The sequence below is a fragment of the Pseudomonas danubii genome, from assembly GCF_042980055.1.
Lineage (GTDB): Bacteria > Pseudomonadota > Gammaproteobacteria > Pseudomonadales > Pseudomonadaceae > Aquipseudomonas > Aquipseudomonas danubii.
Genome location: NZ_CP116502.1, coordinates 1,307,698 through 1,328,554 on the forward strand (window position 1 = coordinate 1,307,698; position 20,857 = coordinate 1,328,554).

The window sequence follows — 20,857 nt, forward strand, 5'->3', positions numbered from 1 at the left end:
TTGCAGGAGACAGGGCATGAGTGCAGTGATCGATGACCACGGCCACGCCGGCCATGATGACCACGCCCATGGTCCCGCCAAGGGCCTGATGCGCTGGGTACTGACCACCAACCACAAGGACATCGGCACCCTGTACCTGTGGTTCAGCTTCGCGATGTTCCTGCTGGGCGGCTCCTTCGCCATGGTGATCCGCGCCGAGCTGTTCCAGCCCGGGCTGCAGATCGTCGAGCCGGCGTTCTTCAACCAGATGACCACCATGCACGGCCTGGTGATGGTCTTCGGCGCGGTGATGCCGGCCTTCGTCGGCCTGGCCAACTGGATGATCCCGCTGATGATCGGCGCGCCGGACATGGCCCTGCCGCGGATGAACAACTTCAGCTTCTGGCTGCTGCCGGCGGCCTTCCTGATGCTGGTTTCGACGTTATTCATGCCCGGCGGCGGGCCGAACTTCGGCTGGACCTTCTACGCCCCGCTGTCCACCACCTACGCCCCGGAAAGCGTGACCTTCTTCATTTTCGCCATCCACCTGATGGGCATCAGTTCGATCATGGGGGCGATCAACGTGATCGCCACCATCCTCAACCTGCGTGCCCCGGGCATGACCCTGATGAAGATGCCGCTGTTCGTCTGGACCTGGCTGATCACCGCCTTCCTGCTGATCGCAGTGATGCCGGTGCTGGCCGGTTGCGTGACCATGATGCTGATGGATATTCACTTCGGCACCAGCTTCTTCAGCGCTGCCGGCGGTGGTGACCCGGTGTTGTTCCAGCACGTGTTCTGGTTCTTCGGTCACCCCGAGGTGTACATCATGATCCTGCCGGCCTTCGGCGCCGTCAGCTCGATCATCCCCACCTTCAGCCGCAAGCCGCTGTTCGGCTACACCTCGATGGTCTATGCCACCGGGGCCATCGCCTTCCTGTCGTTCATCGTCTGGGCGCACCACATGTTCGTGGTGGGCATCCCGCTGGTGGGCGAACTGTTCTTCATGTACGCCACCCTGCTGATTGCCGTGCCCACCGGGGTCAAGGTGTTCAACTGGGTGAGCACCATGTGGCAGGGCGCGCTGACGTTCGAGACGCCGATGCTGTTCGCCGTGGCCTTTGTCATTCTGTTCACCATTGGCGGCTTTTCCGGGTTGATGCTGGCCATCGCCCCGGCGGACTTCCAGTACCAGGACACCTACTTCGTGGTGGCGCATTTCCACTACGTGCTGGTGCCGGGGGCGATCTTCGGGATCTTCGCCTCGGCCTATTACTGGTTGCCCAAGTGGACCGGGTACATGTACGACGAAACCCTGGGCAAGCTGCACTTCTGGCTGTCCTTCGTCGGCATGAACATGGCCTTCTTCCCTATGCACTTCGTGGGTCTGGCGGGCATGCCGCGGCGGATTCCGGACTACAACCTGCAGTTCGCCGACTTCAACATGGTGTCCTCCATCGGGGCCTTCACCTTCGGCGCGACGCAGATCTTCTTCCTGTTCATCGTCATCAAGTGCATTCGCGGTGGCAAACCGGCCCCGGCCAAGCCGTGGGAAGGGGCCGAAGGGCTGGAGTGGAGCATTCCATCGCCGGCGCCGTACCACACCTTCGTCACGCCACCGGAAGTGAAATGAACAGCTGTGTTGTAGGAGCTAGCTTGCTCGCGAAGGCGCCAGAACCTGGTGCCCGGTTCGTCGGCAAGCCGGCTCCTACAGGTTCGGGAGGACGTTGAGATGGCCGAGATCTCGCTGAAGAAGCTGGTGACCCGCCTGTTGCTGGTGGTGGCGGCGATGTTCGTTTTCGGTTTTGCCCTGGTGCCGATCTACGACGTGATGTGCAAGGCCTTGGGCATCAATGGCAAGACTGGCGGGCAGTACGCGGACCAGGGGCAGCAGATCGACGCTTCGCGCCAGGTGCGGGTGCAGTTCCTGTCCACCAATGCCATCGACATGGTCTGGGAGTTCTATCCCAAGTCCGATGACATCGTGGTCCATCCGGGGGCGGTGAACGAGATGGTCTTCATCGCCCGCAACCCCAGCGATCACCCGATGAGCGCCCAGGCCATCCCGAGCATCTCCCCCAGCAGCGCGGCCATGTATTTCCACAAGACCGAGTGCTTCTGCTTTACCCAGCAGGTGCTGCAGCCCGGGGAGAAGATCGAGATGCCGGTGCGTTTCATCGTTGACCGCGACATGCCCAAGGATGTGAAGCACCTGACGCTGGCTTACACGCTGTTCGATATCACCGCGCGTCATCCACCGGTGGCGGTTGCCGCCAAGACCGGTGGATAGACGATCTGGCGTGCCCGATAAGGAGAACAACCCATGGCGACTCATGAGCACTATTACGTTCCTGCCCAGAGCAAGTGGCCGATCATTGCGACGGTGGGCATGTTCGTCACCGTGTTCGGCCTGGCGACCTGGTTCAACGACCTCAAGGCGGCGCGCCCGGAATCCCATGGCCCGCTGATCTTTTTCGTCGGTAGCCTGCTGCTGGCCTACATGCTGTTCGGCTGGTTTGGCGCGGTGATCAAGGAAAGCCGCGCCGGCTTGTACAGTGCTCAGCTGGACCGCTCGTTCCGCTGGGGCATGAGCTGGTTCATCTTTTCCGAAGTGATGTTCTTCCTGGCCTTCTTCGGCGCGCTGTTCTATGTGCGACACCTGTCCGGGCCCTGGCTCGGCGGTGAGGGGAACAAGGGCATCGCCCATATGCTTTGGCCGAACTTCGAGTTCGTCTGGCCCCTGCTCAACAACCCCGATCCGAAACTCTTTCCATCGCCCACGGGCACCATCAGCCCCTGGGGCTTGCCGCTGCTCAACACCGTGCTGCTGGTCAGTTCCAGTGTCACCGTGACCATCGCCCACCATGCCTTGAAGAAAGGCCATCGTGGAGCGCTGAAGATCTGGTTGGCGCTGACCGTGCTGCTGGGGTGCGCCTTCCTCGGCTTCCAGGCCGAAGAGTACATCCACGCCTATCGCGAGCTGGGCCTGACGCTGGGCTCGGGGATCTACGGCGCCACCTTCTTCATGCTCACCGGTTTCCATGGCGCCCACGTGACCATCGGCACCTTGATCCTGTTCGTGATGCTGATGCGTGTCATGCGTGGGCATTTCGACGCCGAACATCAATTCGGCTTTGAAGCGGCCAGCTGGTACTGGCACTTCGTCGATGTGGTGTGGATCGGCCTGTTCGTTTTTGTCTACGTGCTCTGAGGGCCTGCAGCGCCCTACCAGGGCGCGTGGGACACCAGCTGGCCGCTGAAGAAACCCCAGGCGATCAAGCCCACGGTGATTGCGGCCAGGCATACCCGAATACTCAAGGCGGTCACCAGGCGTTTGGATTGGCTGTCGTCCTTGACCAGAAAGAACAGGCCGCTGAACAGGCTGATAACCGTGGCAATCAGCATCAGGACGATGGCTGTTTTGAGCATGGTGGGACTCCGGGGGAAACGCGATGTACAGCAGTATAGCGAGTGGATTTCTCAGCCTTGCGGGCCGGTCATGAAAGGCTTCCGGCCGGGAGTCGTGCCGACCCTGGTGGTGCTGTTGCTGCTGCCTGCGCTGGTTTCCCTGGGCTTCTGGCAACTGAGCCGTGGCGAGCAGAAGCGCCAATTGCTGACCAGCTACGCCGAGCGCCGCGCGGCCGAGCCGGTGTCGTTGTTCGAGTTGCTGGCGGTCGAGGACCCGGCCTTTCGTCGGGTGCGCCTGCACGGTCATTTCGATGCCGATCACAGCCTGCTGCTGGACAACCGCCTGCACGACGGCAAGGTCGGGGTCGAGCTGCTGCAACCCTTCCTTGATCAGGCCAGCGGGCGCTGGTTGCTGGTCAATCGTGGCTGGCTGCCCTGGCCCGATCGGCGCACGCCTGCGGCATTCAGCACCCCGGAGCAGAGCCTGAGTCTGGATGCCTGGGTCTACGTTTCTCCGGGCGCGGCGTTCCAACTGCAGGCCGACCCGGCTGCTGCGCGCTGGCCACGGTTGATCACCGCCGTGAACCCGGAGGCTCTATGGGCCGAGCTTGGCCGCAGCGGCTTCAACCATGAAGTGCGTCAGGAGTCCGGTGCTGGCGCCTACCTGACCGCGTGGCCGGTGGTGGCCATGGGGCCGGAAAAACACCTGGGCTATGCCGTGCAGTGGTTCGCCATGGCCCTGGCCCTGCTGCTCCTCTATCTCTATTTCGGCTGGCACAACGCACGGGAGAACCGCCATGGGAACGGCCATGAATCCACCCAACATCTCTGACGCCCAGGTGCCCAACCGGCGCCGCGGCCGTTGGCAACTGATCCTGATCCTGCTGATGGTGATCGGTCCGATGATCCTCGCCACCGGCATGTACAAGCTGCAGTTCTGGGTGCCGGAAAGCCGCAGCTATCACGGTGAGCTGATTGGCAATGGCCAGACCCGGGCGCAGATCGGCGTGCAGTCCGAGGAGGCTCGCTGGCAGATCCTGGTCACGGCCCCCAAGGCGTGCGATGCCGATTGCCAGCAACTGGTGTACCTGGCGCGGCAGATCCAGGTGGCCCTGGGCCGCGATGCTTCGCGGGCCAGCCATGCCCTGGCCAGCGCCCAGCCGCTGAGCGCCGAATACCAAGCCAGGCTGCAGCGCGAGTACCCGCAGTTGCAACGCTACCCCCTGGACCTGGTGACCTATGCCAAAGGCGTCAACGACAAGGACGCGCCGCAGCTGTGGATCGTCGATCCCCACAGCAATCTGGTGTTGCGCTACGACGCTCGGGTCAAGGGCAAGGACCTGCTCAATGACCTGCGGCACCTGCTGAAACTGTCGAATATCGGATAAGGGCATCGTCATGGCCAAACCTGGATTTCGCCTCGCGTTGTTTGCCACTTTGCTGGCTCTGATCGTGGTGCTGCTGGGCGCCTACACCCGGCTGACCCACGCGGGCCTGGGCTGCCCGGACTGGCCCGGCTGCTACGGTTTTATCAGCGTGCCCAAAAGCGAAGCCCAACTGGCCCATGCCGAACTGCATTTTCCCGACACCCCGGTGGAAGCCCACAAGGGCTGGAACGAGATGATCCACCGCTATTTCGCCGGCACCCTGGGGCTGTTGATCGTGCTGCTGGCGGCCCGTGCCTGGACCCATCGCCGGCATCCCGGGCAGCCCCTGAAGCTGCCGCTGTTCCTGATGGTGGTGGTGTTTGCCCAGGCGGCCTTCGGCATGTGGACGGTCACCCTCAAGCTCTGGCCGCAAGTGGTCACCGCGCACCTGCTGGGGGGCTTCGCCACCTTGAGCCTGCTGTTCTTGCTGACCTTGCGCCTGTCCGGCGTGCTGCCGGCGCTGATTGTGCCGCGGCGCCTGCAGTACTGGGCAACGGCCGGGCTGGTGCTGGTGATCGGGCAGATCGCCCTGGGCGGCTGGGTCAGCTCCAACTACGCCGCCGTGGCCTGCATCGACCTGCCCACCTGCCATGGCCAGTGGTGGCCGAACATGGATTTCGCCAACGGCTTTCACCTGACCCAGCACATAGGCCCCAACTACCTGGGCGGACAATTGGACAGTGACGCCCGCACCGCCATCCACATGACCCACCGGGTCGGCGCGGTGCTGGTGACCCTGGTGTTGCTGGGGCTGGCCTGGCAACTCCGGCAAACCGGCATGACCCGCCTGGCCGGGCTGGTGCTGGTGGCGCTGGCGGCGCAGGTCAGCCTGGGCATCAGCAACGTGCTGTTCCATTTGCCGCTGCCGGTGGCGGTGGCGCATAACGCCGGGGGCGCGGTGCTGTTGCTGACCCTGGTGCTGGTCAACTATCACGCCCGTACCAGCCTGGTGCAGGCCCGGGATCGCCTGCCCCTGGGCTGGCGTCTCAGCCCGCGCAAACAGATGGCGGGTCCCATCACCATCAAAGGAGAGATGCCATGGCGACTCTGATCAGCGAACATCAGCATCCCCAGGCCATCTGGCGCGATTACCTGGAGCTGACCAAACCCAAGGTGGTGGTGCTGATGCTGATCACCTCCCTGGTGGGCATGTTCCTCGCCACCCGCGCGGGGGTGCCGTGGACGGTGCTGGTGTTCGGCAACCTGGGCATTGCCCTGTGCGCGGGTGGCGCGGCGGTGGTGAACCATGTGGTGGACCGACGCATCGACGCGCTGATGGCCCGGACCCACAAACGGCCCCTGGCCCAAGGCCGGGTTTCACCCCGGGCGGCCTTGGCGTTCGCCCTGTGCCTGGCGTTGGCCGGGCAAGCGCTGCTGCTGGCGTTCACCAATCCGCTCACGGCCTGGCTGACCCTGGCGTCCTTGCTGGGCTACGCGGTGGTCTACACCGGCTTTCTGAAACGCGCGACGCCGCAGAACATCGTGATCGGCGGACTGGCCGGTGCGGCGCCGCCGCTGCTGGGCTGGGTTGCTGCTACCGGGCACTTGAGCGCCGAGCCGCTGCTGCTGGTGCTGATCATTTTCGCCTGGACCCCGCCGCACTTCTGGGCCCTGGCCATCCATCGCAAGGAGGAATACGCCAAGGCCGATATCCCGATGCTGCCGGTGACCCACGGTGAGCACTACACCAAGGTGCACATCCTGCTCTATACCTTTGCCCTGCTGGCGGTGAGCCTGCTGCCCTATGCCATCCACATGAGCGGCGTGCTGTACCTGGTGTGCGCTTTGCTTCTGGGCGGGCGCTTCCTGCAATGGGCCTGGGTGCTGTACCGTGGCACTCGGCCGCACGCGGCGATCAACACCTTCAAGTACTCTATTTACTACTTGTTCCTGCTGTTCATCGCCCTGCTCGTAGACCACTACCTATTGTTGAACCTATGACTCGAACTCAGAAAACCGTCTTTATTCTCGTTGCGCTGGTGGCCCTGATCCTGGGGCTGACCGTCAACAAAGTACTGTCCGGCAAGGGTCAGGGCGATCCCACCGCATTGATCGACGCCGGCATCATCCTCCTGCCCCAGAGCCGTACGCTGCCTGCGGTGAAGATGCTCGACCAGGACGGCCAGCCCGTGGTGATCGATGAGTTGAAGGGCAAGTGGTCGCTGCTGTTCTTCGGCTACACCTTCTGCCCGGACATCTGCCCCACCACCCTGGCCCAACTGCGGCAGATCAAGAGTGAGCTGCCCAAGGAGGCGGTGGACAAGCTGCAGGTGATCCTGGTCAGCGTCGACCCCAACCGCGATACGCCGCAACAGCTCAAGCAGTACCTGGGCTACTTCGACAAGGACTTCAAGGGCCTGACCGCCGCCTCGGTGGAAGACCTGCAGAAACTGGCCAACGCGGTGAGCATTCCCTTCATTCCGGCGGACACCAGCAAGCCCAACTACACCGTGGACCACAGCGGCAACCTCGCGGTGATCGGTCCGGACGGCCACCAGCGTGGCTTTATCCGCGCACCGTTGAACAACCAGAAGCTGGTGGCCCAGTTGCCGGTGATGTTGCAGCGCCAATAACGCGGCATGCTTGAACCGCTGAACCGCTGAACCGCTGAACCGCTGAACCGCTGAACCGCTGAACCGCTGAACCGCTGAACCCTGTAGCCGCTGCCGCAGGCTGCGATCGGCCTCGAAGAGGACGCGTGCTTGAGGCCCTCGGAAGGCGCTTTGCGCCTTATCGCAGCCTTCGGCAGCGGTTACAAACAAAACGGGGCGCCCAAGGCGCCCCGTTTGTATTTCTGCAACCGATCAGAACGCTGGCAGTACGGCGCCTTTGTACTTCTCGAGAATGAATTGCTTCACTTCTGGGCTGTGCAGGGCGGCGACCAGTTTCTTCATGGCGTCCGAGTCCTTGTCGTCAGGACGGGCGACCAGGATGTTCACGTAAGGCGAATCCTTGCCTTCGATCACCAGGGCATCCTTGGAAGGGTCCAGCTTGGCCTGCAGGGCGTAGTTGGTGTTGATCAGGGCCAGGTCGACCTGAGTCAGCACGCGGGGGATGGTGGCGGCTTCCAGTTCGCGGAACTTCAGGTCCTTGGAGTTCTCGGTGATGTCCTTGATGGTGGCCAGGATGTTGTTGGAATCCTTGAGCTTGATCAGGCCGGCCTTGTCCAGCAGCAACAGGGCGCGACCGCCGTTGGTGGCGTCGTTGGGGATCACCACGGTGGCGCCGCCTGGCAATTCGGAGAGTTGCTTGTATTTGCTGGAGTAGGCGCCCAGGGGTTCCAGGTGCACGCCGGCCACGCTCACCAGCTTGGTGCCCTTGGCCTTGTTGAACTCATCCAGGTATGGCTGGTGCTGGAAGAAGTTGGCGTCCAGGCGTTTTTCGGCCACTTGCACGTTGGGCTGCACGTAGTCGGTGAAGACCTTGACCTTCAGGTCCACGCCTTCTTTGGCCAGGGCCGGTTTGACGAATTCCAGGATCTCGGCGTGGGGCACCGGTGTGGCGGCCACGGTCAGGGTTTCGGCGGCGTGCGCGGAGAACGCGGCAACGGCTGCGAAAGCGACGAGTAGTTTTTTCATCGAACAAGCTCCTTGTAAGTCGCCCGACCCCGGGCGCCTGCCGGCCGGGGCCGGCGATTGCAATTATTTGCGGGAAAAGTGCACCACCAGCTTATCGCCAACGGTTTGCAGAACCTGAACCAACACAATCAGCATCACCACGGTCACCACCATCACATCGTCCTGGAAACGCTGGTAACCATAACGAATGGCCAGGTCACCGAGGCCGCCTGCACCCACGACACCAGCCATGGCGGTGTAGCCGACCAGGGCGATGGCGGTGACCGTGATCGCCGCGATGATGCCGGGGCAGGCCTCGGGCAGCAGGGCGTTCATGATGATCTGCCGGGTCGTGGCGCCCATGGCCTGGGTGGCCTCGATAATGCCGCGATCCACTTCACGCAGAGCGGTTTCCACCAGGCGCGCGAAGAAGGTGGAAGCGCCCACCACCAGCGGAGGGATGGCGCCCGCCACACCCAGGGAGGTGCCCGTGATGAGGATAGTGGTCGGAATCATCACAATCAGCAGGATGATGAACGGCAGCGAACGGATGGCGTTGACCACAAAGCCCAGGATCGAATAGACATTTTTCTGTTCCAGCAACTGCCTTGGGCTGCACAGGAACAGCAAGACCCCCAGCGGCAGGCCGACCAGTACGGTGAATACCAGGGACGTGCTGAGCATGACCATGGTGTCGCTGGCCGCCACTCCGATATCGGCCCAGTCAACGTTGTCGAAGTAATGCAGTAAGCCGCTCATTAGCGCAGCACCTCCATGTGGACATCCGCCGCGGTGAAGCGGGCGAAGGCCGCTTCCATGTCACCGCCGGTGATGGCCAGGGTCAGTTGCCCGTAAGGGGTGTCTTTGATGCGGTCGATGCGTCCGGCGAGGATGCTGTAGTCGACCCCGGTCTCCCGGGCCACAGTGCCCAGCAGCGGTGCGTAGGTGGAATCGCCCTGGAAAGTCAGGCGCACGATACGCCCCGGGACGTGGGCGAAGTCGTCGCGTTGCTCGTTCTCGTCGATCTGCTCGTCTTCCTGGACGAAGCGTTTGGTGGTCGGGTGCTTGGGGTGCAGGAACACCTCGGCCACCGAGCCCTGTTCGACGATCTGGCCGGCGTCCATGACCGCCACTTGGTCACAGACGCGACGGATCACGTCCATTTCGTGGGTGATCAGAACGATGGTCAGGTTCAGCTCGCGATTGATCTCGGCCAGCAGTTGCAGGACCGAGGCCGTGGTCTGCGGATCGAGGGCGCTGGTGGCTTCGTCGCACAGCAGGATCTTTGGCTTGGTGGCCAGGGCGCGGGCGATGCCGACGCGCTGCTTCTGGCCGCCGGACAGTTGTGCCGGGTATTTCTTGGCGTGGTCGGACAGGCCGACCCGCTCCAGCAACTCAGCCACACGGCGTTCGATGTCGCTGCGCGACAGCTCGCCGGCCAGGGTCAGGGGCAAGGCGACGTTGTCAGCCACAGTCTTGGAGGACAGCAGATTGAAGTGCTGGAAGATCATCCCGACCTGTTGGCGGAAGCGGCGCAGGCCGTTGGCGTCCAGCGCGGTGACTTCTTCACCGTCGACGATGATCGTGCCGCCGCTGGGGTTTTCCAGGCGGTTGATCAGGCGCAGCAGCGTGCTTTTGCCCGCGCCGGAATGACCGATCAGGCCGAACACCTGGCCATTCTCGACCCGAAGACTGGTCGGGTGCAGGGCGGGAATATCCTTACCGGCGACCCGGTAGGTTTTATGGACGTTTTGAAACTCGATCACGTAGCGAACCTTGTGGGGCGCGTTAGAAAAGGATCAGCGGTTAGCCGGGCGCGCATTTTAGCCTGTCCGTATAGAGGTTCTTAGCATTTATTTCGCAATCATCCTGCCATTTGGCAATAACGCGATCAAAGGTCATAAAAAAGGAACGCTCGCGGTTTCTCGTCAGTCACTACTTAAGCCACTCGAAAAGCCCCAGGTGCCGTGCCTGCGGGCCTGTGTTCACGAAGCCCCGGCGCGCCAGGGACTTCGCCAACGAGGAGTTTTTGTCTGATGAGTACGAAAAAGCCCAATGCCCCGAAAAGCCAGATGGCCGGGACCGATACCCTGGACCGGGGCAACAGCAACACCAAGTTACAGAGCCTGGAGCCGTTCCGCTCCGACGCCACGGGCCAGGCCCTGCGGACCAATCAGGGGGTGAAGGTCGCTGACAACCAGAACAGCCTCAAGGCGGGCGCTCGTGGTCCTTCGCTGCTGGAAGACTTCATCATGCGGGAGAAGATCACCCACTTCGACCATGAGCGGATTCCCGAGCGCATCGTTCACGCCCGGGGTGTTGGCGCCCATGGCTACTTCCAGAGCTACGACAATCATTCGGCGCTGACCAAGGCCGGTTTCCTGCGCGATCCGCAGAAGAAGACCCCGGTGTTCGTGCGCTTTTCCACGGTCCAGGGGCCAAGAGGCTCCGGCGATACCGTGCGTGATGTCCGGGGTTTTGCGGTGAAGTTCTTCACCGACGAGGGCAACTTCGATCTGGTGGGCAACAACATGCCGGTGTTCTTCATTCAGGACGCCATCAAGTTCCCCGACTTCGTGCATGCGGTGAAACCCGAGCCGCATAACGAAATCCCCACCGGCGGCTCGGCCCACGACACCTTCTGGGATTTTGTCTCCCTGCAGCCGGAATCGGCACACATGGTGATCTGGGCCATGTCCGATCGGGCCATTCCGAAAAGCCTGCGCAGCATGCAGGGCTTTGGCGTGCACACCTTCCGTCTGATCAACGCCGAGGGGCGCGCAAGCTTCGTCAAGTTTCACTGGCGGCCGACGGTGGGCACCTGTTCCCTGGTCTGGGACGAGGCGCAGAAGCTCGCCGGCAAGGACACCGACTTCCATCGCCGTGACCTGTGGGACTCCATCGAAGCCGGGGATTACCCGGAGTGGGAGTTCGGCGTGCAGATCATCGCCGAAGAAGACGAACACAATTTCGACTTCGACATTCTCGACCCCACCAAGCTGATCCCCGAGGAACTGGTGCCGATCACGCCCCTGGGCAAGATGGTGCTCAACCGCAACCCCGACAATTATTTTGCCGAAACCGAGCAGGTCGCCTTCTGCCCGGGGCACATCGTGCCGGGGATCGATTTCTCCAACGACCCGTTGTTGCAAGGGCGGCTGTTTTCCTACACCGATACACAGATCAGTCGCCTGGGTGGGCCGAACTTTCATGAGCTGCCCATCAACCGACCGCTGACCCCTTTGCACAATGGTCAGCGCGACGCCATGCACCGCAGCACCATCGACAGGGGGCGGGCTGCCTACGAGCCGAACTCCATTGATGGGGGCTGGCCGAAAGAAACCCCGCCGGCGGCCCAGGATGGTGGCTTCGAGAGTTATAACGAGCGCATCGATGCCCACAAGATCCGCCAGCGCAGCGAGTCGTTCGGCGATCATTTCTCCCAGGCACGGCTGTTCTTCAACAGCATGAGCAAGCACGAGCAGGAACACATCATCGCGGCCTACAGCTTCGAGCTGGGCAAGGTCGAGCGGCAGTGGATCCGTGAGCGGCAAGTGAACGAGATCCTCGCCAACATCGATCTGCACCTGGCCGCTCGTGTGGCCGAGAACCTGGGCTTGGCGGCGCCGAAGAAGGCCACTGTGGCTGAGCGCAAGACGTCGCTGACACGCTCGCCGGCCCTGAGCCAGGCGAACCTGCTGCCGGGTCATATCAAAACGCGGAAAGTGGCGATTCTAGCGGCCAACGGCGTTGATGGTGCAGCGATTGACGCGTTGAAGAAGGCTCTCAAGGCTGAAGGGGCGCACGCCAAGCTGTTGGGGCCGACCTCGGCACCGGTTACCAGCGCGGATGGCAAGCGCCTGTCGGTGGATGCTTCCATGGAAGGCCTGCCGTCAGTGGCGTTCGACGCGGTGTTCGTGCCGGGCGGCGCGCAGTCGATCAAGACCCTGAGCGGCAATGGTGTGGCGCTGCATTACCTGTTGGAGGCCTACAAACATCTCAAGGCCATCGCCTTGCACGGCGAAGCCCGGGAGCTGCTGGCGGTGCTCAAGCTGGAAGCAGACAAGGGCTTGATCGTTGGAGGAGATGCCAAAGCACTCAAAGCGTTCTTTGCCGCCATTGGGCAGCATCGGGTCTGGGATCGAGAGGAAAAGGCCAAGGCAATCCCGGCCTGAACAAACTTTCGCCGACCAGCCCGCTCCCGGTAGGAGCCGGCTTGCCGGCGAGGGCTTTACTGCGCCTTGCGCGGGCTCAAGACCATCTGCGCCGGTACATGGCGCACGATCTGCCGGCTGATCTTCTGTTCAAAGTCGGGGTCGAGTTTCTTCACCCGCTTGCCGAGCAAGGTCGACAGCCAGGGATAATCCTCGGTGCGCGGCACCTGGATGCTCACGTCGCACTGATAATTCACCACATCGGTGGCCAGCGCATCGAGCTGATGACGCAGCTTGCGGATATCGGTGACGTTCAAGGCGATGGTGGTGCTCTGGGCCGCAGAATCGATCAGCTTGGCCGCTGGGCGCGCTTCGGCAGCCTTCAAGGCGGCTTCGGCCTGGTCCAGCTCGGCCTTGCGTGCATGGGCGATGGCGTTGTTGACCCCACCGGTCAGCGCCGGGGCCTTGGGCATCAGCGCCCGAGCCCGACTCAGGGCTGTGGCCGCGGCATTCACATCGCCCTTTTGCAGGACGATCTGGCTGCGCTGCAGATAGGCTTCGGCAATCTGCCGCTGGTATTGCACCAACTGTGGGTCGTCAGGCGTTTGTGCCTGCAGTGCACTGAGTTGGTCTTCAGCGGTGGCCAGCTCACTGCTGGCAATGTTTTGTTCCAGCTGCGCGATGGCCGAGGCCCGCGCATCGGGGACCTGGGTGGTCGCCGGTGGCGTGCTTTGGCAGGCCCCCAGCAGCAGGGAGAATGCGACAAGGAGCAGATAACGGGAGGCGAACGGCTTCATTCCTGCGACTCTCTAATTGCGCAAAAAGCGAGCAAGTCTACACCCCTCGACGGGGCAGAACAAAACTCAGCAGAAACAATGCGGCGGCCGTGACCACGATCGACGGCCCGGCCGGGGTGTCCTTGAACCAGGACAGCGCCAGCCCGCCGCACACCGCGAGCATGCCCAGCAGGCTTGCGCCCAGGGCCATCTGCTCCGGCGAACGGGCGTGACGCTGTGCCGCAGCGGCCGGGATGATCAGCAACGAGGTAATCAGCAATACCCCGACAATCTTCATCGCCACCGCAATCACCACGGCAATCAACAGCATCAGCGCCAGGCGCAGCGCAGCCACGGGCAGGCCTTCGACCTTGGCCAACTCCTCGTGCACGGTGATTGCCAGCAGGGGCCGCCACAGTGCCACCAGCAGCAACAGCACCGCTGCGCTGCCACCGAGAATCCACGCCAGATCGCCCGGGCTGATCGCCAGCAGGTCACCGAACAGGTAGGCCATCAGGTCGATTCGCACTTCATGCATGAAGCTTAGTACCACCAGGCCCAGGGACAGTGTGCTGGGAGCAAGAATCCCCAGCAGCGTGTCGGATGCCAGAGGCTGGCGTTGTTGCAGGGTCACCAGCAGCACCGCCAGCAACAGGCAACCTACGGTGACTGCCACGGCGGGGCTGACATCCAGCAGGAAACCCAGGGCGACTCCCAGGAGCGCAGCATGGGACAGGGTGTCGCCAAAGTAGGCCATGCGCCGCCAGACCACGAAGGACCCCAAGGGGCCGGCAACCACCGCCAGGGCCAAACCTGCGAGCAGGGCGTAGAGCAGAAAATCAGCCATGCTTGCAGTTTTCTCCGTGGACATGGGGGTGGCCCGAGGCGGGCTGGGTGACCACCGAGCCATGCAGGTCATGGGCGTGATCGTGATGGTGGTGGTAGATCGCCAGGCTTGGTGCGTTCTTGCCAAACAGTTCGACGAAGGCGGGATCGCCGCTGACCTGTTCGGGGTGGCCCGAGCAGCAGACGTGGCGGTTCAGGCAGACCACCTGGTCGGTGGTGCTCATTACCAGATGCAAGTCATGGGAGACCATCAGCACGCCGCAGCCATGCCGGTCCCGCAGGCGGGTGATCAGGCTGTAGAGCTCGGCCTGGCCGGCGACGTCAACGCCTTGTACCGGCTCGTCGAGTACCAGCAGTTCAGGCTCGCGCAGCAATGCCCGGGCCAGCAGCACGCGCTGCATTTCGCCACCGGAAATGCTTTGCACCGGGCTGTCGATCACCTGCTCGGCGCCGACTTCCTTGAGGGCTGCCAAGGCTCGGCTGCGATCCACGCCTGGCACCAGGCGCAGAAAGCGCAGTACCGACAGGGGCAGGGTCGGGTCGACATGGAGCTTTTGCGGCATGTAGCCGACCCGCAGCTTGGGCTTGCGCCAGACGCTGCCGCTGTCGGGCTTGAGCAGGCCCAGTACGGCGCGCACCAAGGTGGTCTTGCCGGCGCCGTTGGGGCCGATCAGGGTCACGATCTGCCCGGGCTCGACGCTGAGCTGGATGTTGTCCAGGACGTTCTGCCCGGCAAAGGTCACCCCGACCTGCTCGAGGCGGATCAACGCAGTGCTCATCAAGCCCCCTGGCAGCCCGAGCAGAGTCCGACCACTTCGACAGTCTGGCCCTCGACCACGAAGCCGACGTCGCGGGCGCTGGTGATGATGGCGTCGCTGATGGATTTCTGTTCGAGCTCGATGGCGGCGTGGCATTCGCGACAGATCAGGAACTGACCCTGGTGCGCGTGTTCCGGGTGGTTGCAGCCGACGAAGGCGTTAAGCGAGGCGATGCGGTGTACCAGGCCGTTTTCCAGGAGGAAATCCAGGGCCCGGTAAACCGTTGGCGGGGCGGCGCGACGACCGTCCTGCTCGCTGAGTACGGCGAGAATGTCGTAAGCCCCCAGGGGCTTGTGGCTTTGCCACACCAACTCCAGTACCCGCCGACGCAGGGCGGTCAGGCGCAGGCCTTGCCGTGCGCACAGGGCGTCGGCCTCAGACAGTGCGCTGTGTACGCAGTGAGAGTGGTCGTGTGGACGGCTGGCAAGGGGTGTTTTAGGCATGAGCGGCGACGAGGTTTGTGAGAGACGTTATTATGTTACCCGTTCTCGCCTCTTCGAGTGTCCATCGTGCCCACACTTTTTCGCCTTTTTGTCGCTTTTACCTTCAGCTTGTTCGCGATCGGCTCGGCCCAGGCCGAAGTCCGGGTACTCACCAGCATCAAGCCGCTGCAACTGATCGCGGCGGCGGTGCAGGACGGCGTTGCGGTTCCCGAGGTGCTGCTGCCGCCGGGTGCGTCGCCGCACAACTATGCGCTGCGTCCGTCGGACGTACGCAAGGTGCAGAGTGTGGACCTGCTGTACTGGATCGGCCCGGACATGGAGGGTTTTCTGCCGCGGGTCCTTAAGGGGCGCAGCCTGCCCTCGGTGGCGGTGCAGGATCTGCCGGGCATGAAGCTTCGCCATTTCGCCGAAGATAGCCACTCGCATGCCGAAGAAGCCGACGAACACGATCACGATCATCGCCCGGGAAGCCTGGATGCCCACCTGTGGCTGTCGCCGATAAATGCCCGGGTGATCGCGACGCGCATCGCTGCGGACTTGAGCGCTGCCGACCCGGCCAACGCTGCCCGTTACCAGAGCAACCTGAAAGCATTCAATGAGCGTCTGGATGCCCTGGATACCCGTTTGAAGGCTCGTCTGGCGGGGATCGCCGGCAAGCCCTACTTCGTGTTCCATGAGGCATTCGATTACTTCGAGGACGCTTATGGCCTCAAGCACGCCGGGGTGTTCAGCGTTGCTGCGGAAGTGCAGCCGGGTGCGCAGCACGTGGCGGCCATGCGCGCGCGCTTGCAGCAGGTGGGCAAGACCTGTGTGTTCAGCGAGCCGCCTCTGCGTCCACGGCTGGCCGAGACGTTGGTGGCCGGCTTGCCGGTGAAACTGGCAGAGCTGGATGCGCTGGGTGGTTATACGCCCGCGACCGCTCAGGGCTATGAGCAGGTGCTGGAGAAATTGGGGAACGATCTGGCGGGCTGTCTGGAGCAGCTTTAAGCAGGGATTGTTGCGGGATGACTTTCGCGGGCCAGCCCGCTCCTACAGAGTGCACCTGTAGGAGCGGGCTGGCCCGCGAAAAGTTTTACAGGGCGAACGGCAGCGTGAGGCTGACCTGTTGCCGCTGTGCCAGGCGCTGCTGGAACTCCATTGGATCGTGAATCAGTACGTCCTGGCCGGCGAAACTCTCGGCGGCAATCAGTCGTGACAGCCAGAAGCGTACGCAGGCCACCCGCAGCATGGTCGGCCAGAGTTCGGCCTCGGCCGCAGTGAATGGTCGCAGCGCCGCATAGGCGCCCAACAGCGCCCGGGCCCGGGGTCCGTCGATCACGCCTTCGGCGTCGGAGCACCAGTCGTTCAAGGCAATGGCCACGTCGTAGAGCATCGGCCCCGAGCAAGCGTTGTAGAAGTCGATCAGGCCGGTCAGATGGGTGCCTTCGAACATCGCGTTGTCGCGAAACAGATCGGCGTGGATGTTGGCCCGAGGCAAGGCAAGGATCCCGGTCTTCTGTTCGGTGATTTCATCCAGCGCCCGCTGCAGCAGGTCTTGAGCGGGAGCATCGAGGTGCGACAACAGCTGGGTGCCCTCTTCCTGCATCCAGTCCAGGCCACGATCAGTCTTGCGTTTGATCATGTTGTCCTTGGTCGCCACGTGCAGATGCCCGAGCAACTCACCCACCTGAGAGCAATGCTGGGCGTTGGCTTCCTTGATGTGCTTGCCCGCCAGGCGCGGTTGCAGCAACGCCGGTTTGCCAGCCAATTCCCGCAGGGCTACGCCGTCTGTGGTGCGCAGTGCGTAAGGCACCGGCAGGTCGGCCTGATGCAGCACGTCCAGCAGTTCGATGAAGAACGGCATTTCCTGGACCGGGCCGCGCTCCACCAGGGTCAGGACGAACTCGCCCTGCTCCAGGCTGATGAAGAAGTTGGTGTTTTCGCTACCAGCGGCGATCCCCTGGAAGTCAAGCAGGCGGCCGAGCCCATAAGGGGCGAGAAAGGTTTCCAGCTCGGGCCGAGCCAGGGGGGTGAACACAGACATGGTTAAAAACTGCCAGTACGGGCGCCGCTATCGAGCCAGCGCCAATGAGTTGAAGTCGGAGTGGTTTACCACTCAAAGATTTTCCACGAAGGGATCAGCATATCCGGCTGATCCGAACGGATGAAGTTGCCGTCGGAGCCATCAGCGCGCACCAGGAAGTAGGGTTTACCGCCCTTGGGCGTGACTTTGATGGCGTACAGAAAGCCATTTTGCCGGTATTCCTGGATGGTCTTGTCGCCTTCCGTGCGAATGGTCACTTCCGGGTCCGCTGACGGCGCATCTTCTGCGGCGATCACGGCCATTGGAGCGATTGCAATCAAGCCGGCCAGCAGCAAGCGATTTAGTGTGCGCATGATAACCTTGTCCCTTTGTCGTCAACGGTCCCGCTATTCTAGCGCCGGACCCGCCGAAAAGGTTGATCCTGCTCATGAGCCAAGCCCCCCTCGTCCTGGTGGACGGTTCTTCATATCTGTACCGCGCGTTTCACGCGTTGCCACCTCTGACCACCTCCAAAGGCCTGCCTACCGGCGCGGTCAAGGGCGTGCTGAACATGCTCAAGAGCCTGCGCAAGCAGTACCCGGACAGCCCGTTCGCGGTGGTGTTCGATGCCAAGGGCGGGACCTTCCGCGATGACATGTACGCCGAATACAAGGCCAACCGCCCGAGCATGCCCGATGACATGCGGGTGCAGATCGAGCCGCTGCACGCCAGCGTGATCGCCCTGGGCTTCCCGCTGCTGTGCGTGGAAGGGGTCGAGGCCGATGACGTGATCGGCACCCTGGCCCGCAGCAGCGCGGCGGCGGATCGCCCGGTGGTGATTTCCACCGGTGACAAGGACATGGCCCAGTTGGTCGACGGGCACATTACCTTGGTCAACACCATGTCCGGTAGCAGCATGGATGTGGAAGGCGTGAAGGAGAAATTCGGCGTCGCTCCCGAGCAGATCATCGATTACCTGGCACTGATGGGCGATTCTTCCGACAACATTCCGGGCGTACCGGGTATTGGTCCGAAGACGGCTTCCGGTTTGCTGGTCGGGGTCAATGGCGGCCTGAAGGAGCTCTACGAGCAGCTTGATATCGTGCCGACCCTGCCGATTCGCGGCGCCAAGACCTTGCCGGCCAAGCTGGAAGAGCACAAGGAGATGGCCTTTCTCTCCTATCAGTTGGCGACCATCAAGGTGGATGTGGCCCTGGATGTGGGGCTGGATGACCTGCACTTGCGCGAGCCCGACCGCGAGAAACTGGCGGAGCTCTACAGCCTGCTGGAATTCAAGAGCTGGCTCGATGATTTGCAGCGTGACGCCAAGCGCGTCGAGCTCAGCTCTGCCGATGCGCCTGAGGCGGTGGCAGAGCAACCGGCAGCGGCGGAGCAGGCGCCACTTGAGTTGCAGTACGAAACCATCCTCGACCAGGAGCGTTTTGCGGTCTGGCTGGAGAAGCTGAAAAACGCCAAGCTGATTGCGTTCGATACCGAGACCACCGGTATCGATGCACAACAGGCGCAACTGGTGGGGCTGTCCTTCTCGGTCAAGGCCGGGGAAGCGGCCTACGTTCCGTTGACCCACTCCTATATGGGCGTTCCGGAGCAGCTGGATCGCGACACTGTGCTGCTGGCTTTGAAGCCGTTGCTGGAAGATCCCAAGCTGCTCAAGGTCGGTCAGCACGCCAAGTTCGACATGAACATCCTGGCCAATTGCGCCATAGGTGGCGATCAGGCCAACGGCATCAACGTGCGCGGCATTGCCTTCGACACCATGCTCGAATCCTACGTGCTCAACTCCACCGCCACTCGCCATGACATGGACAGCCTGGCGCAGAAGTACCTGGACCACAGCACCGTGAGCTTCCAGGACATCGCCGGCAAGGGCGCCAAACAGCTGACTTTCGATCAGATCCCCCTTGAGCAGGCGGGGCCGTATGCTGCTGAAGATGCCGATGTGACTTTGCGTCTGCACCAGGTGCTGTTCGAGAAGCTGACAGCCATTCCGAGCCTGGCCAGCGTATTGACCGATATCGAGATGCCGCTGGTGCCGGTCCTGGCGCGTATCGAGCGTCAGGGCGCTCTGGTGGACGACAAGCTGCTGGGGATTCAGAGCATCGAGCTGGGGGACAAGATGGTTGCCCTTGAGCGCGAGGCTTTCGAGATCGCGGGTGAGGAGTTCAACCTGGGCTCGCCCAAGCAACTGGGGACGATTCTCTACGACAAACTCGGCCTGCCGGTGCTGAAGAAGACCGCCAAGGGCCAGCCTTCTACGGCTGAAGAGGTGTTGGCCAAGCTCGCCGAAGACGACTATCCGCTGCCCCGGGTGTTGATGCAGTACCGCTCCATGAGCAAGCTGAAAAGCACCTACACCGATCGCCTGCCTGAGCAGATCAACCCGCGCACGGGGCGTATCCACACTTCCTATCATCAGGCTGTGGCGTCTACCGGGCGTCTGTCCTCCAGTGATCCGAACCTGCAGAACATTCCGGTGCGCACCGCGGAAGGTCGGCGTATTCGCCAGGCCTTTATCGCCCCGGCCGGCTATAAGCTGCTGGCGGCGGACTATTCGCAGATCGAGTTGCGGATCATGGCGCACTTGTCCCGGGACGAAGGCCTGCTCAATGCCTTCCGCAACAACCTGGATGTGCACACCGCTACGGCTGCCGAAGTGTTCAAGGTGGAGCTCAAGGACGTTACGTCCGATCAGCGTCGCAGTGCCAAGGCCATCAACTTTGGTTTGATCTATGGCATGGGCGCGCAGAAGCTGGGCAAGGATATCGGCGTCGATACCAAGCAGGCCAAGGCCTACATCGATACCTATTTCGCCCGCTATCCGGGGGTTCGCGAGTATATGGACCGTACCCGTGCCCAGGCGGCGGACCAAGGGTACGTAGAGACTATCTTCGGTCGCCGGCTGTACCTGCCGGAGATCAACTCCAACAAGCCGCAGGAGCGTGCCGGGGCCGAGCGCACCGCGATCAACGCGCCGATGCAGGGCACGGCGGCGGATATCATCAAGAAGGCCATGGTGGCGGTGGACAACTGGCTGGAGTCCTCGGGGCTGGATGCCCGGGTCATTCTGCAAGTACACGACGAACTGGTGCTGGAGGTGCGTGAGGACCTGGTGGATCAAGTACGTGATGAGATTCGCGGCTACATGAGCGGTGCCGCAACTCTGGATGTGCCGTTATTGGTTGAAGTCGGCGTGGGAAATAACTGGGATGAGGCCCACTAAGGGCTCTTTTAAGCGGTTTTTGCCGCGGCATAGTGTCGCGGCAAAAGCTGGCCAGGGGCTATTAGCACGGAAAATTTCATCGTTTATTGCCAATAGTTTTTGCAATCCGCCGGAACTAAATCGGTGAAAGCTCACTCAGAGTTACTGAATGGCTGGTGAAGCCCTTCGATGCTCCTATGTTGTGTTAAGTGTTGGCAGATATCTGG

21 protein-coding genes are annotated in these 20,857 nt (G+C 62.4%); 11 read left to right on the forward strand and 10 right to left on the reverse strand.

Annotated features, from left to right (window positions below):
- The first annotated feature begins 16 nt into the window (after positions 1-16).
- The 3 genes from ctaD to PFZ56_RS06220 all read left to right on the forward strand — a co-directional run bounded on the left by ctaD (position 17) and on the right by PFZ56_RS06220 (position 3,190).
- The gene (gene ctaD, locus PFZ56_RS06210) at positions 17-1,612 is read left to right on the forward strand and encodes a cytochrome c oxidase subunit I (RefSeq protein WP_102881437.1); all 1,596 of its coding nucleotides are present in this window, start codon (positions 17-19) and stop codon (positions 1,610-1,612) included.
- A 99-nt stretch (positions 1,613-1,711) separates the two neighbouring features.
- A complete protein-coding gene (locus PFZ56_RS06215; protein WP_102862478.1) occupies positions 1,712-2,269 on the forward strand; it encodes a cytochrome c oxidase assembly protein in 558 nt (185 codons plus the stop codon).
- A gap of 33 nt (positions 2,270-2,302) precedes the next feature.
- Positions 2,303-3,190, forward strand: coding sequence for a cytochrome c oxidase subunit 3 (locus tag PFZ56_RS06220; RefSeq protein ID WP_102881438.1), 888 nt, complete (start codon positions 2,303-2,305; stop codon positions 3,188-3,190).
- Positions 3,191-3,204: 14 nt separating this feature from the next.
- On the opposite strand, the gene PFZ56_RS06225 is transcribed toward PFZ56_RS06220, so the two are convergent.
- A complete protein-coding gene (locus PFZ56_RS06225; protein WP_170001357.1) occupies positions 3,205-3,408 on the reverse strand; it encodes a twin transmembrane helix small protein in 204 nt (67 codons plus the stop codon).
- A gap of 70 nt (positions 3,409-3,478) precedes the next feature.
- On the opposite strand from PFZ56_RS06225, the gene PFZ56_RS06230 reads away from it, so the two are divergent.
- The 5 genes from PFZ56_RS06230 to PFZ56_RS06250 are packed head-to-tail and all read left to right on the forward strand — an operon-like array spanning position 3,479 to position 7,387.
- Positions 3,479-4,219 (forward strand): SURF1 family protein, encoded by a 741-nt coding sequence (locus PFZ56_RS06230; protein ID WP_110594124.1) that lies wholly within the window; start codon positions 3,479-3,481, stop codon positions 4,217-4,219.
- The gene (locus tag PFZ56_RS06235) at positions 4,185-4,775 is read left to right on the forward strand and encodes a hypothetical protein (protein ID WP_110594123.1); all 591 of its coding nucleotides are present in this window, start codon (positions 4,185-4,187) and stop codon (positions 4,773-4,775) included. Before PFZ56_RS06230 ends, PFZ56_RS06235 begins: the two co-directional genes overlap by 35 nt.
- A 10-nt stretch (positions 4,776-4,785) precedes the next feature.
- Positions 4,786-5,865, forward strand: a complete 1,080-nt coding sequence (locus PFZ56_RS06240) for a heme A synthase (RefSeq protein ID WP_170001356.1) — start codon at positions 4,786-4,788, stop codon at positions 5,863-5,865.
- Positions 5,853-6,755 (forward strand): heme o synthase, encoded by a 903-nt coding sequence (gene cyoE / locus PFZ56_RS06245; protein WP_170001355.1) that lies wholly within the window; start codon positions 5,853-5,855, stop codon positions 6,753-6,755. The genes PFZ56_RS06240 and cyoE overlap by 13 nt, the downstream gene beginning before the upstream one ends.
- Positions 6,752-7,387, forward strand: a complete 636-nt coding sequence (locus PFZ56_RS06250; protein WP_102862483.1) for an SCO family protein — start codon at positions 6,752-6,754, stop codon at positions 7,385-7,387. Before cyoE ends, PFZ56_RS06250 begins: the two co-directional genes overlap by 4 nt.
- Before the next feature lie 231 nt (positions 7,388-7,618).
- Here PFZ56_RS06250 and PFZ56_RS06255 read toward each other — a convergent pair whose 3' ends face one another.
- The 3 genes from PFZ56_RS06255 to PFZ56_RS06265 all read right to left on the reverse strand — a co-directional run bounded on the left by PFZ56_RS06255 (position 7,619) and on the right by PFZ56_RS06265 (position 10,137).
- On the reverse strand, positions 7,619-8,392 hold the full coding sequence (locus tag PFZ56_RS06255; protein ID WP_102862484.1) for a MetQ/NlpA family ABC transporter substrate-binding protein: 774 nt from the start codon (positions 8,390-8,392) through the stop codon (positions 7,619-7,621).
- 63 nt (positions 8,393-8,455) lie between these two features.
- The gene (locus PFZ56_RS06260) at positions 8,456-9,130 is read right to left on the reverse strand and encodes a methionine ABC transporter permease (protein ID WP_170001354.1); all 675 of its coding nucleotides are present in this window, start codon (positions 9,128-9,130) and stop codon (positions 8,456-8,458) included.
- Positions 9,130-10,137, reverse strand: a complete 1,008-nt coding sequence (locus PFZ56_RS06265; protein WP_102862486.1) for a methionine ABC transporter ATP-binding protein — start codon at positions 10,135-10,137, stop codon at positions 9,130-9,132. The genes PFZ56_RS06260 and PFZ56_RS06265 overlap by 1 nt, the downstream gene beginning before the upstream one ends.
- A gap of 270 nt (positions 10,138-10,407) precedes the next feature.
- Here PFZ56_RS06265 and katE point away from each other — a divergent pair, with 270 nt between their 5' ends.
- Positions 10,408-12,546: a catalase HPII gene (katE, locus tag PFZ56_RS06270; RefSeq protein ID WP_170001353.1), complete on the forward strand. Its 2,139-nt coding sequence runs from the start codon at positions 10,408-10,410 to the stop codon at positions 12,544-12,546.
- A gap of 56 nt (positions 12,547-12,602) precedes the next feature.
- On the opposite strand, the gene PFZ56_RS06275 is transcribed toward katE, so the two are convergent.
- From PFZ56_RS06275 to zur, 4 genes are read right to left on the reverse strand one after another with little or no spacing between them, the layout of a single operon-like run.
- Positions 12,603-13,322, reverse strand: coding sequence for a PA5502 family lipoprotein (locus PFZ56_RS06275; RefSeq protein ID WP_394304627.1), 720 nt, complete (start codon positions 13,320-13,322; stop codon positions 12,603-12,605).
- A 37-nt stretch (positions 13,323-13,359) separates the two neighbouring features.
- Positions 13,360-14,148 (reverse strand): zinc ABC transporter permease subunit ZnuB, encoded by a 789-nt coding sequence (znuB, locus tag PFZ56_RS06280; protein WP_102881443.1) that lies wholly within the window; start codon positions 14,146-14,148, stop codon positions 13,360-13,362.
- A complete protein-coding gene (znuC, locus tag PFZ56_RS06285) occupies positions 14,141-14,926 on the reverse strand; it encodes a zinc ABC transporter ATP-binding protein ZnuC (protein WP_102881444.1) in 786 nt (261 codons plus the stop codon). Before znuC ends, znuB begins: the two co-directional genes overlap by 8 nt.
- A complete protein-coding gene (gene zur / locus PFZ56_RS06290) occupies positions 14,926-15,408 on the reverse strand; it encodes a zinc uptake transcriptional repressor Zur (RefSeq protein ID WP_060836879.1) in 483 nt (160 codons plus the stop codon). The genes znuC and zur overlap by 1 nt, the downstream gene beginning before the upstream one ends.
- Positions 15,409-15,465: 57 nt before the next feature.
- On the opposite strand from zur, the gene PFZ56_RS06295 reads away from it, so the two are divergent.
- A complete protein-coding gene (locus PFZ56_RS06295; RefSeq protein WP_170001352.1) occupies positions 15,466-16,395 on the forward strand; it encodes a zinc ABC transporter substrate-binding protein in 930 nt (309 codons plus the stop codon).
- Between the two features lie 85 nt (positions 16,396-16,480).
- Here PFZ56_RS06295 and PFZ56_RS06300 read toward each other — a convergent pair whose 3' ends face one another.
- Together PFZ56_RS06300 and PFZ56_RS06305 are read right to left on the reverse strand one after the other, a co-directional pair.
- Positions 16,481-17,431 (reverse strand): homoserine kinase, encoded by a 951-nt coding sequence (locus PFZ56_RS06300; RefSeq protein ID WP_110594119.1) that lies wholly within the window; start codon positions 17,429-17,431, stop codon positions 16,481-16,483.
- A 65-nt stretch (positions 17,432-17,496) separates the two neighbouring features.
- Entirely contained in the window at positions 17,497-17,784 is a 288-nt protein-coding gene (locus tag PFZ56_RS06305) for a DUF2782 domain-containing protein (RefSeq protein ID WP_102862493.1), read from the reverse strand.
- A gap of 74 nt (positions 17,785-17,858) precedes the next feature.
- On the opposite strand from PFZ56_RS06305, the gene polA reads away from it, so the two are divergent.
- Positions 17,859-20,651, forward strand: a complete 2,793-nt coding sequence (polA, locus tag PFZ56_RS06310) for a DNA polymerase I (RefSeq protein WP_170001351.1) — start codon at positions 17,859-17,861, stop codon at positions 20,649-20,651.
- Positions 20,652-20,857: the final 206 nt, after the last annotated feature.